We start from the raw sequence: 17,070 nt of genomic DNA, 5'->3' as shown, positions 1-17,070 counted from the left end.
TTATATAGAGTTTCTAATAATTAATTTATTTGGATTTTCAATTTTAGCACTTTCTTTGTTTAAAATCATTTCAGCCAACTTTTTTCCCATTTGATTAAAATCAGTAGAAATTGTAGTAATTCCTCCTTCTACAATTTCTTTAAGTAAGGTGTCATTATATGAAATTACTCCTATATCTTTAGATAAAATTAGATTTTGAGTTTTCATTTTTTTGATAACCTTTAATAAACTTTTATCATCAAGAATGATATATAGAATACCTTTCTCAATATTTTCATCATTTATTTCAGAAATAATTTCGTGCTGAATTGATTTGTTCTTACAAAAAGATTTAAACCCTTTTAATAAACCTAAAGGTTGCTTTTTTTCTTGGAATACTAATATTATTTTATCATACTTTTTAATAGAATTAGAAATTTTATTTAAATTTTCTAATATTGTGTTTTCAAAGTTTTGATATACAGAATTATAATTTTCTAAATCATCATGTATTTGATCTAATATATATACTTTGTCTTTAGGTAAAAATTGAATTATTTCGTTTGTGTTTGTAAAGTTGGCTGGCATAATTACGTAGTAATTATAATCACCAATATTGTCATTAATTAATTTTTGAAAGATATTTTTATTAAAATGATGAAAGAAAATATCTACTTGTATATTATCGCCTAAATGATGTAAAAAAGAACTGTAAAGATCTTCTTTAAACGAATTTAATTCATCAAAAAGCAAAAAAACTTTTTGTTCGATTTTAATGTTGTCACTAGCGACATAATATCCTTTACCAACGACAGATTGAATGATACCTCTGTTTTTCAATTCATTAAAGGCCATTAAAACTGTATCTCGAGATAAGTTATTGCTATTTTTTATAGTGTTTATAGAAGGTAGTTTATCTCCTTTCTTTAATATACCATTAGAAATATAATGCTCTACACTAGCAATAATTTGCTTGTATTTTGGTACTCCGATTTTTTCCCTAACTTCAATCATATCTCTAACAAAGGTATATAAAATTCAATAAAAAAAACAACTAGACCCTACCAGTTGAATATATTCTGTTTAGAAGTACATATATCTATAATATCAGCTGTGATACTTAAATTTATATACATATATTTGAAACATAACAATTAACTAAACAACAATAAATAATTATGTCAGCAGGTTTTGATTTTTGGGACTATGTAGTCTTTATAGCTTATGCTATTTTAATTTTGGGAGTAGGTTTATGGGTTTCTCGAGACAAAAAAGGACACCAAAAAAATGCAGAAGATTACTTTTTAGCAAGTAAATCTTTACCTTGGTGGGCAATTGGTACATCATTAATAGCAGCAAATATTTCTGCAGAACAATTCATTGGGATGTCTGGTTCTGGCTTTGCTTTAGGAATCGCAATTGCATCTTATGAGTGGATGGCTGCTTTAACTTTAATCATTGTAGGTAAGTATTTTTTGCCTATTTTTATTGAAAAAGGGCTATATACAATTCCTGAATTTGTAGAAAAACGTTTTTCTACAAACTTAAAAACTATTTTAGCAGTTTTTTGGTTAGCCTTGTACATTTTTGTAAACCTAGCATCTGTATTATATTTAGGAGGTTTGGCTATAGAAACCATAATGGGTATAGATATGATATATGCCATTATTGGTTTAGCACTTTTTGCCGCAGCTTATTCGCTTTATGGAGGGTTATCTGCTGTAGCTTGGACAGATGTTATTCAGGTAGTGTTTCTTATTTTAGGAGGATTGATAACCACTTATTTGGCGTTAAATACTGTGTCTGGTGGAGAAGGAATGATAGCTGGGTTTTCTAAAGTTTGGGAAGCAGCTCCAGAAAAATTTCATATGATTCTAGAAGAGACCAACAGTAATTACGTGAATTTACCTGGTATTTGGGTGTTAGTTGGTGGTTTATGGGTGGCTAATTTGTATTACTGGGGATTCAATCAATATATCATTCAAAGAACTTTAGCTGCGAAATCGTTAAAAGAATCTCAAAAAGGTATCTTGTTAGCCGCATTTTTAAAATTATTAATTCCATTAATTGTAGTTGTACCAGGTATTGCAGCTTATGTGATGGTTAATGACCCAACAATTATGGCGAATTTAGGAGAAATAGGAATGTTAAATACACCATCTGCAGAACAAGCCGATAAAGCTTATCCTTGGTTATTACAGTTTCTACCAACAGGACTAAAGGGTGTGGCTTTTGCTGCATTGGCAGCGGCAGTAGTATCCTCTTTAGCTTCTATGCTAAATTCGACATCAACTATTTTTACTATGGATATTTATAAACAGTATATCAATAAGAATGCAAGTGATAAAAAAACTGTAAATGTTGGTAGATTATCTGCAGCAATTTCTTTAATAATAGCTGTTATTGTAGCTCCATTATTAGGCGGAATTGATCAAGCATTTCAATTTATTCAAGAATATACCGGTATTGTAAGTCCGGGTATATTAGCAGTTTTCTTATTAGGATTATTTTGGAAAAAAACTACAAACAATGCTGCAATTTGGGGAGCAGTGTTATCGATACCAATTGCGTTTGCATTAAAGTTTATTCCGATTTCAGTTTTTGAGCCTTGGATGCATCAAATGGGAATAACAACTCTACTTACATTAATCATCATTATAGTTTTGAGTAATATTCAAAATAAAGGAGCAGATGATGCAAAAGGAATAGAAATTACAAAAAATTTATTCAAAACCACTCCGCTTTTTAATATAGGATCTATTGTAGTGTGTATTTTATTGGCTGTGTTGTATTCTTTGTTTTGGTAATAAATAAATAAATGATTCTCATAAAAAAAATAGCTCAACTTAATTGGGCTATTTTTTACTAAATATAATTTCTTCAAAATCATCACTTTTTTCTGCAATCTCAAAAAGGTGCTGTGCTTCTTTTGGAGGTATTGCCAGTTTTCTAGAGGTTAAATCTAACCAAGCTCCATATACTTTTACAGTTGCAGATAATTTTCCATTCTCATTAAAAACACAATGTGTAATTTTCCAACGTTCGTTATTTGCAGATAAGCCAGATAATTTAAAATCAACTGTAATTGTTTCTCCTAGATGAATCTCTTTTCTAAACGAAGTTTCTTCAGTAAATAAAATTGGACCGATATTGTGAGCTGTGAATTTTTCTATAGAAAAGTTTTGGTCTCTAAAATAACGAACTCTTACTTCTGCTGCATAATCGTTATATGCGGTGTGACGCATATGTCGATTAGGGTCAAAATCTGACCATTTTGTATTAAAAGATACTCTAAAATTCATTTATATTTCATTTAAAAACCTGATAGTTTTCTATAGAAAACTATCAGGTTTAAAGTTTTTATTATTTGTATTTAATTTTTTACAATCTCATTCTTGCTTCTTAGTTTTAATTCGCTTAAAACGTTTAATGCTTCAAATACATAAATGTCTTTGGTTAAATTTTTATGCCATGCAACTCTTTTATCATTTAATGTTTCGTCCTTTTTTAAAAGGGAAAGTTCATATTTAGGTGAAGCAAAGGTTAAATTCGATTTGAAATCAAAGAGGTTTTTAAATTTTTTTGAAGACTTTTCTTTTTCTTTATTTTCTTTAACAAAATTCTTGTAACTCAAATAGTAAGAAGTATCATCTTGATTTTCTTTTAGCCACTTAGCATATTCATTAATCATTTGGAACTTAGCATTTTTAGCAATCCTTTCTTTACTATTGTAAACTACATCTCTAAAATTAGAATACGAATTGGTTTGATTATATTTTGCAACTGGGACTTTATCCCAAGCTAGTGCACCATCTAGATTACGTTCACCAAACTTCATATAGCTGTATCGGGTTGGAATTGCTATATCAGAATACACACCTTCTACTTGTGTTGAGCCCCCATTTACTCTGTAGAATTTTTGAATGGTCATTTTTAAATATCCTAAATCTTTGTTGTATTTTGGATAAAATTGATTAATTGGCAATATGTTTTGAACTGTTCCCTTGCCATAAGTTTGTTTACCTCCAATAATTACAGCTCTTTTATAATCTTGCATTGCAGCTGCAAATATTTCTGAAGCAGATGCAGAAAATTCATTTACTAAAACAACAACAGCTCCATCCCATTGCACTTTTGGGTCAATATCGTTTTTTACTATTGGACTATCACCTCTATATTTTACTTGTACAATTGGTCCTTTATCGATAAACAAACCAGATATTTCGATAGCTGTTTTAAGTGAACCCCCTCCGTTATTTCTTAAATCTATAATTAAACCAGTAACACCTTCTTTTTTCAATCTTTCAATTTCTAGCTCCATATCTTTGGCAGAATCTCTATAATTTTGGTCATCAAAATTGATGTAAAACTTAGGCAAATCTATAATTGCAAATTTTCTACCGTCTTTTTCAACAATACTTGATTTTACAAAAGTTTCTTCTAGTTCTACAACATCCCTGATAATTGAAATGATTTTAGTAGAACCATCTTTTTTCTTAACATTTAATCTTACTTCAGTTCCTTTTTTACCTTTTATAAATTTAATAGCATCGTCTAAACGCATACCAACAATATCTAAAGGTTCTCCATCACCTTGTGCAACTTCTAAAATGATATCACCAGCTTCTAATTCTCCTTGTTTCCATGCAGGACCACCAGAAACTAATTCAAAAACGTGTGTATGTATTCCTTTCATTTGCAAACGAGCTCCAATTCCTTCTAATTTTCCAGACATGTCTTGGTCGAAACGTTCTTTAATTCTTGGAGCCATATATGTTGTATGCGGGTCAAAAGCGCTAACAACACTATTCAAAAAGGTAGAAAACCAGTCTTCATGTTCTAATTCTTCAATCCTCATGTACAATTCGTCCATGTTTTTTAAAACTTCAGCTCGAGCTTCTTTTTCAAAGATTTTGAAAGATTTTTTCTTGTATTTTTTATCTTTTTTTATCTTTTCTTCTTGTTTTTCTATTTTTTCTTGAATTCTACTTAATGTATTTAATTTTAATTGTTTGCGCCAATAATCGATGAGTTGGTTTTCATTTTTAGCAAACTTTATTTTTTCATAATCAATATCTATAGTTTCTTTTTTATTAAAATTAAAAGGTTGTGCTAGCAAATCTCCATAATAAGATTTTGCGTTTTTAATTTTTTCTAAAAAACGATTGTATACTAAGTTATAGAAAGATACATCATCATTTAATAATTGATTATCTATTTGATATTTATATCTTGAAAACTCCTTAATATCTCTTTGAGTAAAATAACGTTTGCTAGGATCTAAACCTTCAATAAAGCCATTAAATACGTGTTCAGAAAAATCATCATTCATATCTTTTACCACAAAATGACCACGTGTTAAAATATTTTTTAAAACATATACTAAAATCCTATCTTTTTCTGGATCTGGAGCAGTTGTTTTTTCTGATGCTCTAATAATAAAACTATTTAATAACAATGCAACTGCTATTAAAAGAGTGGTAGATTTAAATTTCGTTTTCATATATCTTTTGTCGTGATTCTATTTTTTTAATTCTTAATTGTACTTTGCTAAACTACTAAAATAATGCCAAATTTTTTAAACAGTTTATCTTGTTTTCATTTTGTATATCCCCTTAAAAGCTTCAGAGATTATTTTTCCATCAGAATTTAAGTATTCCCATAGTTGAGTAACAGAATTGTCTTTATTTTTAGACCAAGTAACTCTATTGTAATAATTTCCTGTTTTACTTTTGATTAAATCGCTTTTTAAAACCATTTTTCCATCTATTAATTTTCCTTTTAAAACTAAAGAAAAACCTGAATTGTCTACCCAAACCTGATTCCAACTATCATCTGCCTTATTGTAATAGCTATAACTTGTACCTTTGCTTGAACTTGTATTAGATACCCAATTTTCTTGCATTACGCAATTACTTTGCATTTTAATAAGTTTGTTAGTGCCAATTAGTTTATCTGAAGTATCATAAACATTCCAATTTCCTTCCCAAAAATCAAACTGATTATATTTTTCACCAGAACAAGGTGTTTTTTTTGAGTTTTGAGCGTTTATTGTATTCGAAATATTTATCATTAAAAGCAAGTTAAATAAAGAAATAAGGCGAATCATAGGAAGTAAATTTGCTTGTACAATGTTACACAAAAAACATAAATTTTACTCTTTAGAAAATGTTAAAAAGAAAATCACTTAAAATCATTTACATTTGTATTTAAAATATTGAATATGCAAGATAAACCATTGATTTTAGTTACAAATGATGATGGAATTACAGCTCCAGGTTTAAGAGCTCTAATTAGAATAATGAATAAAATTGGAGAAGTTGTTGTGGTTGCTCCAGATAGTCCGCAAAGTGGAATGGGACATGCAATTACAGTTGACAATGTATTAACTTGTAACCCTATCACAATAGATGAAGGTCCGCAATTAGAATACACTTGTTCGGGAACACCTGCAGATTGTGTAAAAATGGCAATTAATGAAATTTTGAACAGAAAACCAGATTTGTGTGTTTCTGGAATTAACCATGGTTCTAATTCATCTATAAATGTAATTTATTCAGGAACAATGAGTGCTGCTATAGAAGCTGGTATAGAGGGCATTCCTGCAATTGGATTTTCTTTGTTAGATTTTAAATGGCATGCAGATTTTAGACCATCAGAAGAATTTGTAAAAAATATCACTTTAAATGCATTATTAAACGGGATTCCTGAAGGAGTTGTTTTAAATGTAAACATTCCTGACTTGAAAAAAGAAGAAATAAAAGGAGTAAAGGTTTGTCGACAAGCAAATGGATATTGGAAAGAAGATTTTGATAAACGAAAAAGCCCTTTTGGAAAAGAATATTATTGGCTTTCTGGAGAGTTTGTGAATAAAGATAAAGGGCAAGATACAGATGTATATGCTTTAGAAAATGGATATGTTTCTGTTGTGCCAGTTCAATTTGATATGACCGCACATCATATGATTCAAAAATTAAATTCTTGGGAACTTTAAAAAAAGATATTTTAATTGGAATTTTAGTTTCTTTATTTGCGACTTTTGGAGGCATTTTCTTGTACTTAGAATATTTTTCTAAATACGGTTTTTATGAAACCATAGAATTAATTCAAAATGGAAAACTTTACGGAAAGGTATTGTCACTAGCTGCAATTCCTAATTTATTCGTTTTCTTTATATTTATAAAAAAGAAACAAGATTACAAAGCAAAAGGAGTTTTATTAACTACTATTTTAATAGCATTAACAACTTTAATTTTAAAGCTTTTCTAACTTAAAAATATGAAATATTACATTGTTGCAGGTGAAGCTTCAGGAGATTTACATGGTTCTAATTTAATGAAAGCCTTGTATAAAGAAGATGCTAATGCAGATATTAGATTTTGGGGAGGAGATTTAATGAATTCTGTTGGAGGAACTTTAGTAAGCCATTACAAAGAAAGGGCTTTTATGGGTTTTTTTGAGGTAATCATGAATCTTAGAAAAGTAATGGTATTTATTAAATTTTGTAAAAAAGATATAGAAGAGTTTAATCCTGATGTAATTGTTTTTATTGATAATTCTGGTTTTAATTTAAGAATTGCAAAATGGGCAAAACAGAAAGGTTTTAGAACCAATTATTATATATCTCCTCAAGTTTGGGCCAGTAGAGCAAGCAGAGTAAAAGGAATAAAAAGAGATATAGATAAGATGTTTGTAATCCTCCCTTTTGAAAAAGAGTTTTATAAGAAGTATGATTATAATGTTTCTTTTGTAGGACATCCTTTAATTGATGGAATCGCGGGCAGAAAACAAACAGATTTACAACAATTTAAAAAAGAACACAATTTAAATGACAAACCTATAATTGCATTATTGCCAGGAAGTAGAAAGCAAGAAATTACAAAAATGCTTTTTGTAATGTTGTCTTTAATTGATGATTTTACTGAATATCAATTTATAGTAGCTGGTGCTCCAAGTCAAGATTTTGTATTTTATCAGAAAATTATTGGTCAGAAAGAGGTAAAATTCATCAATAATAAAACTTACGATTTATTAAGTGTTGCTTATGCAGCGATTGTAGCTTCTGGAACAGCAACTTTAGAGGCAGCTTTGTTTAAAGTTCCACAAGTGGTTTGTTATAAAGGAGGAAATATTTCTTATCAAATAGCCAAAAGAATTATTACCTTAAAATACATTTCTTTAGTTAATTTAATTATGGATAAAGAAGTGGTAAAAGAGTTGATTCAGGATGATTTTAACAAGAGAAATCTAAAAAAAGAATTGACAAGAATATTAGATACTAACCACCGAGAGCAGTTATTTTTAGACTATTATGAGTTAGAAAAAAAATTAGGAGGAAAAGGAGCTTCTGAAAAAGTCGCTCAACAAATTGTTACAGATTTAAAATAAGATATGAAAAAAATAATGTTTTTAATGATGGTTTTAACTTTAGTATTGAGTTCTTGCTCATCATCTAAAAATGTTAGTAAGAACAATAAAAAACCTGTCACTAAAGCCGATAAAATTATTGCAAACGCAATGCAATATAAAGGTGTTCGTTACAAATTTGGAGGAACTACAAAAAGAGGAATGGATTGTTCTGGAGTAGTTTATGTGGCATATGGCAGTCAAAATATTCAGTTGCCAAGAATTTCCAGAGATATGGCAAAAAAAGGTAGAAAAATCTCTTTAAATAAAGTGAAAAAGGGAGATTTAGTTTTTTTTAGGACCAGTAAAAGGCGAAGAAGAATTAATCATGTTGGTTTGGTAGTTTCTAACAAGAAAGGTCAAATTCGGTTTATTCATGCTACTTCTTCTAGAGGTGTAATTATTTCCTTGATTTCAGAAAAATATTGGAAAAATGCTTTTGTAAAAGCAACAACAGTTTTATAATTTTTAAGTTAAAGTTTTTTTAGTAACTTTAGCTTGCTATGAAAAGGTTACTTACTTATTTGCCTCTGCATTTTGTTGTGCTTTTAATTCTTGGAATATGTTTCCAATTTTTTACTCAATTTTGGGTATTTGGATTTATAAAGCTATTTACTCTCTTAGCTTTTTTATCTTTATTTTTATTTTTTAGAAGTAAATTTTTATCTACTGCAATTTGTTTTTTACTCTTTTTTTTTATTGGAGTTTCATCGGTTCTTATAAACGAAAGTAGAAATTACACTGATTTTTACGAGCAATATCTTAATGAAAATTCATCCGTTGTTTTGCAAATTTATAAAGTTTTAAAACCGGGTAATTTTTATAAAAAATACGAAGCTAAAGTAGTTTTGGTCGACAATAATCGCACAAGAGGTAATGTTTTATTAAATATTTTAAATGATAGTATTTCTGAGCCTTTAAAAGTAGATGATAGAATAACATTAAAGTCAACTTTTAAAAAACTAATTCCACCATTAAATCCAAATCAATTTAATTATAAATCGTATTTAGCTAAGCAAGGAATTTATCATCAAATATTTACTAAAAATAATTTTTTTTTAAAACTTTCATCTTCTAGATCCTCATTGTTTGGATTTTCTTCAAAACTGAGATTCAAAATTCAAAAATCACTCAAAAGATATTATTTTAAAGATGAAGAATTAGCTGTAATTAATGCATTGTTATTGGGTCAAAGACAAGATATTTCTAAAGAATTAATTACTAATTATCAAAATGCAGGAGCTATTCATATTTTGGCAGTTTCAGGGTTACATGTTGGGGTTATCCTTTTAATTTTAGCGTTTGTTTTTAAACCCTTAGAAAGGGTTAAAAATGGTAAATTTCTAAAAACATTCATCATTATTTTATTACTTTGGATGTTTGCCTTTGTTGCTGGGTTATCGGCTTCGGTGGTTAGAGCAGTAACCATGTTTTCTTTTGTTGCTATAGGTATGTCTTTTAGACAAAAAAATGTTGTTGCGTTTTCGTTTATCTCATCTATGTTTTTCTTGTTGTTGATAAACCCCATGTTTCTTTTTGATGTTGGTTTTCAGTTGAGTTATTTGGCAGTTTTAGGAATTCTTTGGACACAACCTAAAATTTATGCTATTTATAACCCTAAAAATAAAATTGTTGATTTTTTCTGGAAGTTATTTACGGTTTCTATAGCTGCTCAAGTTGGTATTTTGCCATTAAGTATTTATTATTTTCAACAGTTTCCAGGGTTGTTTTTAATGTCTAATTTGGTAATTATTCCTTTTTTAGGAGCTATTTTAGTTGGAGGGATTGTAATTATGGGGCTATCATTATTAGATGTTTTACCTCAAATTCTTGGCGATTTCTATGGAAGTATAATTTCTTGGATGAACGCTTTTGTAAGGTGGGTTTCTCATCAAGAAGATTTTTTGTTTAAAGAAATTTCCATTTCTTTTTTAATGATGTTGTTTTGGTATATTTTTATTTTTTCTGGAATTTACTTTTTGATTAGAAAATCGGCTAAAACCCTATTGTACTTCTTTATGTCAATCATTTGTATTCAGGTACTTTTTCTTTTTGAAAAGAAAAAATCTACTACCAAGAAAGAATTTATTGTTTTTCATAAAAGTCGATTTTCTATAATTGGAAAAAGAGTAAGAGGTGACCTTTATTTACAGGATGATTTGGATAGCTTAATAGTAAAAAATGATTACGCTATTAAAAGTTATAGAATAGCAGAAAATATAAAAAAGATTCGAAAAACTAACTTTAAAAACTTTATTCAGTTTGCAGATAAAGATATTTTATTAATAGATAGTTTAGGAGTCTTTCATTTAAATAACCTTAAGAAACCAATTGTTGTTTTACAATATTCACCTAAAATTAATTTAGAAAGAATGATTGTAAATATAAAACCATCACAAATTATTGCCGATGGTTCTAATTATAAAAGTAATGTCTTGTTTTGGGAAAAAACTTGTTTAAAATATCAAATACCTTTTCATTATACTGGACAAAAAGGTGCTTTTGTACTTGATGAAAAATTTTAGAGTTTGCTTTTAAACTCTTTGTCAAATTCTTCCCATTTTTTTGTTTTGTAAACTTTGTTAGAAAAATATGATAATACTTTTTCCATGATTTCCTTATTTAAATAACCTGGAATTCTATCTAATAATTCTTCCTTTTCAGATAAGAAAATTGTAGTTGGGTATGATAACTTACCATTCATTAAAGTAGCTGGTAATTGGTGATAACCTCGTCTTCCTTCTTTCTGATATTTAAAAGTGTAATCTTTAAAAATAATGTCTTTTTTTTCTTCCCCATCTAATTTAACAGCATAAAAGTTTTTATTAATATAGTTAGATATGGTTTTGTTGGAGTACGTGTTTAAATCCATTTTTTTACAATAACCACACCAATCAGTATATACATCAATTAAAATAGGTTTAGGTGTTTTTTTGTTTAGTGCTATTGCTTTTTCAAAAGAAATCCACTTTACACTTTCTTGTGATGTAGTGTTTAGACTAAAAAATAATATTGTAAAAAGTAAAACTAATTTTTTCATACGCTAATTGTCGCAAAATACATACCAAATTTACAAAAAAAAAGAGCATTTTTAATGCTCTTTTCTAAAATGAGGTTAAAGTTGTATTATTTTACTCCGTGCATTAGTTTTTTAATTATTGGATACATAACAACAGAGAGAATTGCCAAAAATATAGATATTGCAGTTAATATCCAGAAGAAGTAACTTAAACCTTCTGTTTTAGCAATTTCTGTAGAAGCTTCTCCAAACATTCCTGCCATTTTCATTCCTATTGCAATTGCTAAATAATAAATACCAAACATCATTGCAATCATTCTTCCAGGAACCAATTTACTTACATATGATAGTGATACTGGAGATATACATAATTCTCCCATAGTATGAAAGAAGTATACTAAAACCAGCCATATCATACTTACAGAAGCTGTTTTAGCACCTGGGGGAATTGAAGCAGATCCTAAGGCTACACATGCCATACCTAGACCTAATAAAGCCATACCAATAGCGTATTTCATGTTTGCATTTGGGTTTCTCTTACTTTCCCACCACTTAGAAAATAAAGGTGCTAGCGTAATTATAAAAAGAGAATTTAAAGTACCAAACCAAGAAGCATCAATTTCAGCTACATCACCACTTAGTTTGTCGAATAATCTAAAAATTGCAATTCCCCAAATAATAATAAAACTTGTAGCTAAAAATATATTCGAAAGCGAATATTTTGCAAATGTTTTTTTGAATAGTTTAAGTAATACCCATGTAATAACTCCTAAAGGAACAATAGTTAATAAGACATCAACAACTTTAAAAATAATAGCTGCATTTCCTTCTAATATTCTGTTGGTGTAATCTCTAGCAAAAATTGTTAAAGACCCTGGAGCTTGTTCAAAAATTGCCCAGAAAAAAATAGTAACAAAACAGAAGAATACAACTGCTATCATTCTATCACGAGTAATTTTTACATATTTTGGAATTCTTATAAATAATAATACTACAAATAGTACAAGGGCTAATATAATTGCAAAATCAGCACCTTGAAAATTAAAGATTGTAAAATCAAATAAATTGTATTGCCCTTCTGATATTTTTGAAATAGGATCATTTAATATCCAAGCCAATCCTAAGCAAGAAGAAATAGTAATTATAGCTAATTCAAACCTAGTAAAAGGATTTAGTCTTTCGCCTTCTTTTAATTGAATCTTTTCTTCATTTTTTTCTGGTTTTAAACCGATATCGCCAAAAATATTTTGCGCTAGCCAAAATTGTAACAAACCAAATAACATAAAAAGACCTGCAACTCCAAACCCCCAAGACCATCCTATTTGTTCACCCAAATAACCACATAATAGAATTCCTACAAAAGCTCCTGCATTAACCCCCATATAAAATATTGTATAAGCGCCATCTTTTTTTTCGGGTTTTTCCGCGTACATTTCCGAAATAATTGAAGTCATATTAGGTTTAAAAAAGCCGCTTCCGAAAACCAATAATGTTAAACCAGAATATATAAAGAAAGGAGTTTCAACTGCCATACAAGCATGCCCTAAAGTCATAAGTAAAGCACCTACTAAAACAGCCCATCTAAAACCAATAATTTTATCGGCAAAATAACCTCCAATTAAAGTAGATAAATAAACTAAAGAAACATAGGTTCCAAAAATAGAATATGCCCAACTTGAAGGCCATTCCCAACCTCCATCAAATATTTTTGCTGTAAAAAACATTACTAAAAGAGCTCGCATTCCATAATAAGAAAAACGCTCCCACATTTCTGTAAAAAAAAGAACAAACAATCCAGTTGGATGTCCTAAAACTTTGTCTTTAAAAAGATGATCTAAATTTGTTGCCATAATTTTTTTTATACAAAAAACCTCATAATTTTAATTTTATGAGGTTTAGTTTTTAATAATTTATTGGTCTGCTATTTCGAAACCTTCAGCTTCTTCGTTGAAAGTACCTTTAAAATCTTCCGCACCATGAGTTAACCTTTTTAATGGTTTTAAGATTGCAATTATTAGTAATCCAAAAATAGTGCAGAAAATTGCAATACCAGTAAATACTTGGAATTCACCAGCTCCTTCAGATAATTCTCCAACAAATCCAGCAACTTTATTTCCTAATCCAGTTGCTGCAAAATATGCTCCCATCATAAAAGAGGCATATTTTAAAGGTGCCAATTTTGTAATAAAAGATAATGCTACTGGAGAGGCACAAAGTTCACCAATTGTGTGAAACAAGTAAGCTAAAACCAACCATATCATTGCCGATTTTTCAACAACTTCATTTCCATTCATTATAACTTCGGTTGATGCTTTGCTCATAAATAAAAACCCAAAGCCCATTATAATTACACCAAGAGCCATTTTAAATAATGAAGATGATTCTTTTCCTTTTTTACCCCATTTGTACCAGAAATTAGCAACTAAAGTACCCAGCGTTATAATGAAAAAAGCATTGATAGATTGAAAAACAGCTGCAGGAATTTCATTTCCAATAAAAGGTAATGAAAAAGATAAAATTCTATCTGTTTTCTGATCGGTATATAAACTCATTAATCCGCCAGCTTGTTCAAAAGCTCCCCAAAAAACTACAATAATTAAAAAAGATAAAAACATTACTAGCATTCTGTCTTTTTCTACTTGAGTTAAGGGTTTTTTCATTAACTCTTTATTTGGAGATTCTTTGCTACCTAAAAACTCACCAACTCCTTCAAGATGTTTTAAGCCCATCATATACATCACTTGACCTAAAGCCATTCCAATACCCGCTAATCCAAAACCATAGTGCCATCCAAATTTGGCTGCTACTGCACCAACAATTAAGGCTCCTAGGAAAGCTCCTAAATTAATGCCTATGTAAAATATATAAAACCCTTTATCTCTTCTGTCATCTCCAGATTTATATAACCCACCAACCATTGTTGATATATTTGGTTTTAAAAAACCAACTCCAATAACAATTAGAATTAGTCCTGTAAAGAAAGCCCATTGTGCATCAACAGCTAATATTCCATGACCTAAACAAAGTAGAATGCCTCCAAGCATTACAGCTTTTTTTTGACCAATAAATTTGTCCGCAATCCAACCACCAGGAATTGAAGTTAAATAAACAAACATTGTATATGTACCATAAAAAGAGAGTGTTTCTGCATTAGACCAACCGTATCCAGATTGGGGGTTGTCTAATAAAATTGGCGCTGCTAAAAAAAGAGTTAGTATTGCTCTCATTCCGTAATAAGAAAAACGCTCCCACATTTCCACAAAAAACAATACATATAATCCCATTGGGTGCCCCCATAACTCTTTTCTTTCAAGTGATTTACTGCTCATAATCTATCCTTTAATTTCAATTGATTTATCTTATTCTTTATTTAAATTTTCTTCGATAAAATTAGTCATTTTTGTGTACAAATTTAATCGCATGTTTTTTCCTTTATAAATTCCATGGGCTCTATCTGGAACCATAAACATGTCAAATTGTTTATTGGCCTCAACTAGAGCATTAATCATTCTGTAAGAATTTTGAACATGTACATTGTCATCCCCTGTACCATGAACTAACAGATAGTTCCCTTTTAATTTATCTGCATAATTTATTGGAGAATTGTCATCATAACCACTAGCATTTTCTTGTGGAGTTTGCATGTAGCGTTCTGTGTAAACTGTGTCATAAAAACGCCAAGAAGTAACTGGCGCTACAGCAATTGCAGTAGTAAATATATCGCTTCCTTTTAAAATACAATTTGTACTCATAAAACCGCCATAAGACCAACCCCAAATTCCTACATTATTTTCATCAATATAAGAGCGTTTGGCTAATTTTTTAGCTGCTGCTATTTGATCTTCTACTTCAAATTTCCCTAATTCTTTTTGTGTTACTTTCTTAAAATCACGACCTTTTAAGCCAGTTCCTCGACCATCAACACAAACTACAATAATTCCTTTTTGGGCTAGCATATTATGCCAATAATCGTTAGCTCCATTCCATCTATTGCCTACTTGTTGAGAGCCTGGTCCGGAATATTGAAACATTAACAATGGATATTGATTGTTTTCATCAAAATTGGCGGGTTTAATCATCCACATATTCAAATCATTTCCATTAATGTTTATGGTAGAAAACTCTTTAGGAGTCATATTGTACCCAGATAATTTTTCTTTCAAAGCAGCATTGTCTTTAATGACTTTGATTATTTCTCCCTCGCCAGAATACAAAGAATAAATTGGAGGGGTTTTAGCAGAAGAATGGGTATTAATAAAGTAGTTTAAGTTTTTACTAAAGGCAGCTGTATTTTGTCCTTTTTTATTGCTTAATAATTTTTTGTTTTTTCCGTCTAAACTAATAGAATATACACCTCTATTAATAGATCCATTTTCTACAGATTGGTAATAAATTGTTTTTTTACTTTCGTTGTACCCGTAGTAACGTGTTACTTCCCAGTTTCCTTTTGTAATTTGATTGATAAGCTTTCCGTTAAAATTATAATGATAAATGTGATTGAAACCGTCTTTTTCACTCGTCCAAATAAAGCTGTTATCGCTTAGAAAAGTTAGATTATCATTAATATCAACGTAAGCATCATCAGTTTCGTTTAACAAGTTGTACGAGCTTGTTCTTAAGGTATTTACTTTATATAATTTTAATTTATTTTGATGACGATTCAAAGTTGTTGCAACTAATATAGCATCATTATTAGACCATTTTATTCTTGGAATGTATTCGTACTTGCCTAGACTAATTTTTTTAATATTTCTGGTTGTCAAATTGTACATGTGTAACGTAACATTTGCATTTTTTTCTCCTGCTTTAGGGTATTTGAAAACTTGTTGATTTGGATACAATTCTTTACCAACAATATCCATAGAAAACTCTGGTACATCGGTTTCATCAAAACGTAAAAAAGCTAGGTAATTTCCCTTTTTGTTCCACTCAAAAGCTCTAACAAATCCAAATTCTTCTTCGTAAACCCAGTCTGTAATTCCGTTTATAATTTTGTTTCTTTTTCCGTCTTTCGTAACTTGTGTAATTGTGTTAGAAATAACATTTTTAATAAAAATATTATTATCTTTTACATAAGCAACATTCTTATTATCTGGAGAAAATTTTGGCTCTTGAATGTTTTTGCCAATTAATGATAATTTTTTAGATGCAATATCGTAAGCATAATAATTTCCTTTTTTAGATCTTCTGTAAATTCTTTTTAATTCGGTACCTAAAATTAGTTTGGTTTCATCATCATTAAAACTATAAGAAGAAAACGTGCTAATACCTTTTAAGTTTGCACTACTAACAATAGTTTTAATTTTTTCTAAAGAAGCATAACTGTATTTATCTATGGTAGTATTACCATCTTTATTGTTAAGAAGTGAGTAAAAATTACCATTCATAGAGTTGAGAGCATTCATCCTCTTTGGAGAGAAAGTACCATCCCAAATTTCTTCTAAAGTGATTTCTTTGTTACCCGCAGTAAGGTTTGATGTTTTTGTGGTGTTTTTCGAGCAGCTTATAAAAATTAAAATTGCTGATAAAACGAAAATTTGTTTCATGTAGACTTTATATTTGATAAAACTTTGCCAAGTTTACGGAAAAATCAGCAAAAAATTGTCTAAAAAATGAGAAATCTTGAATATGTCATAATCTTTTAGGAGATTGACTTATCTTTGTTT

14 protein-coding genes are annotated in these 17,070 nt (G+C 29.3%); 6 read left to right on the top strand and 8 right to left on the bottom strand.

The genetic code is table 11. The features are described 5' to 3' along the window. Positions 1 to 993: a GntR family transcriptional regulator gene (locus DIS07_RS01955; RefSeq protein WP_109403533.1), complete on the bottom strand. Its 993-nt coding sequence runs from the start codon at positions 991 to 993 to the stop codon at positions 1 to 3. A gap of 164 nt (positions 994 to 1,157) precedes the next feature. Between DIS07_RS01955 and DIS07_RS01950 the strand changes: the two genes are divergently transcribed. Continuing rightward, positions 1,158 to 2,786, top strand: a complete 1,629-nt coding sequence (locus DIS07_RS01950) for a sodium/sugar symporter (protein WP_109403532.1) — start codon at positions 1,158 to 1,160, stop codon at positions 2,784 to 2,786. Positions 2,787 to 2,834: 48 nt separating this feature from the next. Here DIS07_RS01950 and DIS07_RS01945 read toward each other — a convergent pair whose 3' ends face one another. The 3 genes from DIS07_RS01945 to DIS07_RS01935 all read right to left on the bottom strand — a co-directional run bounded on the left by DIS07_RS01945 (position 2,835) and on the right by DIS07_RS01935 (position 6,052). Beyond that, positions 2,835 to 3,281: an acyl-CoA thioesterase gene (locus DIS07_RS01945; RefSeq protein ID WP_109403531.1), complete on the bottom strand. Its 447-nt coding sequence runs from the start codon at positions 3,279 to 3,281 to the stop codon at positions 2,835 to 2,837. A gap of 71 nt (positions 3,282 to 3,352) precedes the next feature. Beyond that, on the bottom strand, positions 3,353 to 5,482 hold the full coding sequence (locus DIS07_RS01940) for a carboxy terminal-processing peptidase (protein ID WP_109403530.1): 2,130 nt from the start codon (positions 5,480 to 5,482) through the stop codon (positions 3,353 to 3,355). 84 nt (positions 5,483 to 5,566) lie between these two features. Then, positions 5,567 to 6,052, bottom strand: coding sequence for a hypothetical protein (locus DIS07_RS01935; protein ID WP_109403529.1), 486 nt, complete (start codon positions 6,050 to 6,052; stop codon positions 5,567 to 5,569). A gap of 150 nt (positions 6,053 to 6,202) precedes the next feature. Between DIS07_RS01935 and surE the strand changes: the two genes are divergently transcribed. Genes surE through DIS07_RS01910 form a run of 5 tightly spaced genes read left to right on the top strand, consistent with a single transcriptional unit; the run spans position 6,203 to position 10,910 of the window. Then, positions 6,203 to 6,973 (top strand): 5'/3'-nucleotidase SurE, encoded by a 771-nt coding sequence (surE, locus tag DIS07_RS01930; protein ID WP_109403528.1) that lies wholly within the window; start codon positions 6,203 to 6,205, stop codon positions 6,971 to 6,973. Further along, on the top strand, positions 6,961 to 7,248 hold the full coding sequence (locus DIS07_RS01925) for a hypothetical protein (RefSeq protein ID WP_109403527.1): 288 nt from the start codon (positions 6,961 to 6,963) through the stop codon (positions 7,246 to 7,248). Before surE ends, DIS07_RS01925 begins: the two co-directional genes overlap by 13 nt. 9 nt (positions 7,249 to 7,257) lie before the next feature. Beyond that, the gene (gene lpxB / locus DIS07_RS01920; RefSeq protein ID WP_109403526.1) at positions 7,258 to 8,367 is read left to right on the top strand and encodes a lipid-A-disaccharide synthase; all 1,110 of its coding nucleotides are present in this window, start codon (positions 7,258 to 7,260) and stop codon (positions 8,365 to 8,367) included. A 3-nt stretch (positions 8,368 to 8,370) separates the two neighbouring features. Further along, positions 8,371 to 8,850 (top strand): C40 family peptidase, encoded by a 480-nt coding sequence (locus tag DIS07_RS01915; RefSeq protein WP_109403525.1) that lies wholly within the window; start codon positions 8,371 to 8,373, stop codon positions 8,848 to 8,850. Positions 8,851 to 8,888: 38 nt separating this feature from the next. Beyond that, positions 8,889 to 10,910 carry a ComEC/Rec2 family competence protein gene (locus DIS07_RS01910; RefSeq protein ID WP_109403524.1) on the top strand — a complete coding sequence of 674 codons (2,022 nt, stop codon included), beginning with the start codon at positions 8,889 to 8,891 and terminating at the stop codon, positions 10,908 to 10,910. Here DIS07_RS01910 and DIS07_RS01905 read toward each other — a convergent pair. From DIS07_RS01905 to DIS07_RS01890, 4 genes are all read right to left on the bottom strand, one after another. Next, complete coding sequence (locus DIS07_RS01905) at positions 10,907 to 11,425, bottom strand: thioredoxin family protein (RefSeq protein WP_109403523.1); 519 nt, start codon at positions 11,423 to 11,425, stop codon at positions 10,907 to 10,909. The genes DIS07_RS01910 and DIS07_RS01905 overlap by 4 nt on opposite strands. A gap of 86 nt (positions 11,426 to 11,511) precedes the next feature. Next, positions 11,512 to 13,254, bottom strand: a complete 1,743-nt coding sequence (locus tag DIS07_RS01900) for a peptide MFS transporter (RefSeq protein ID WP_109403522.1) — start codon at positions 13,252 to 13,254, stop codon at positions 11,512 to 11,514. 60 nt (positions 13,255 to 13,314) lie between these two features. Next, positions 13,315 to 14,733, bottom strand: a complete 1,419-nt coding sequence (locus tag DIS07_RS01895) for a peptide MFS transporter (RefSeq protein ID WP_109403521.1) — start codon at positions 14,731 to 14,733, stop codon at positions 13,315 to 13,317. 30 nt (positions 14,734 to 14,763) lie between these two features. Continuing rightward, positions 14,764 to 16,950 (bottom strand): S9 family peptidase, encoded by a 2,187-nt coding sequence (locus DIS07_RS01890; RefSeq protein WP_109403520.1) that lies wholly within the window; start codon positions 16,948 to 16,950, stop codon positions 14,764 to 14,766. Between the last annotated feature and the right edge of the window lie 120 nt (positions 16,951 to 17,070).

It is taken from the genome of Polaribacter aquimarinus, assembly GCF_003129485.1.
Lineage (GTDB): Bacteria > Bacteroidota > Bacteroidia > Flavobacteriales > Flavobacteriaceae > Polaribacter > Polaribacter aquimarinus.
Note: the sequence above shows the minus strand (reverse complement) of the source record. Positions and strands in the feature narration are given on the sequence as shown.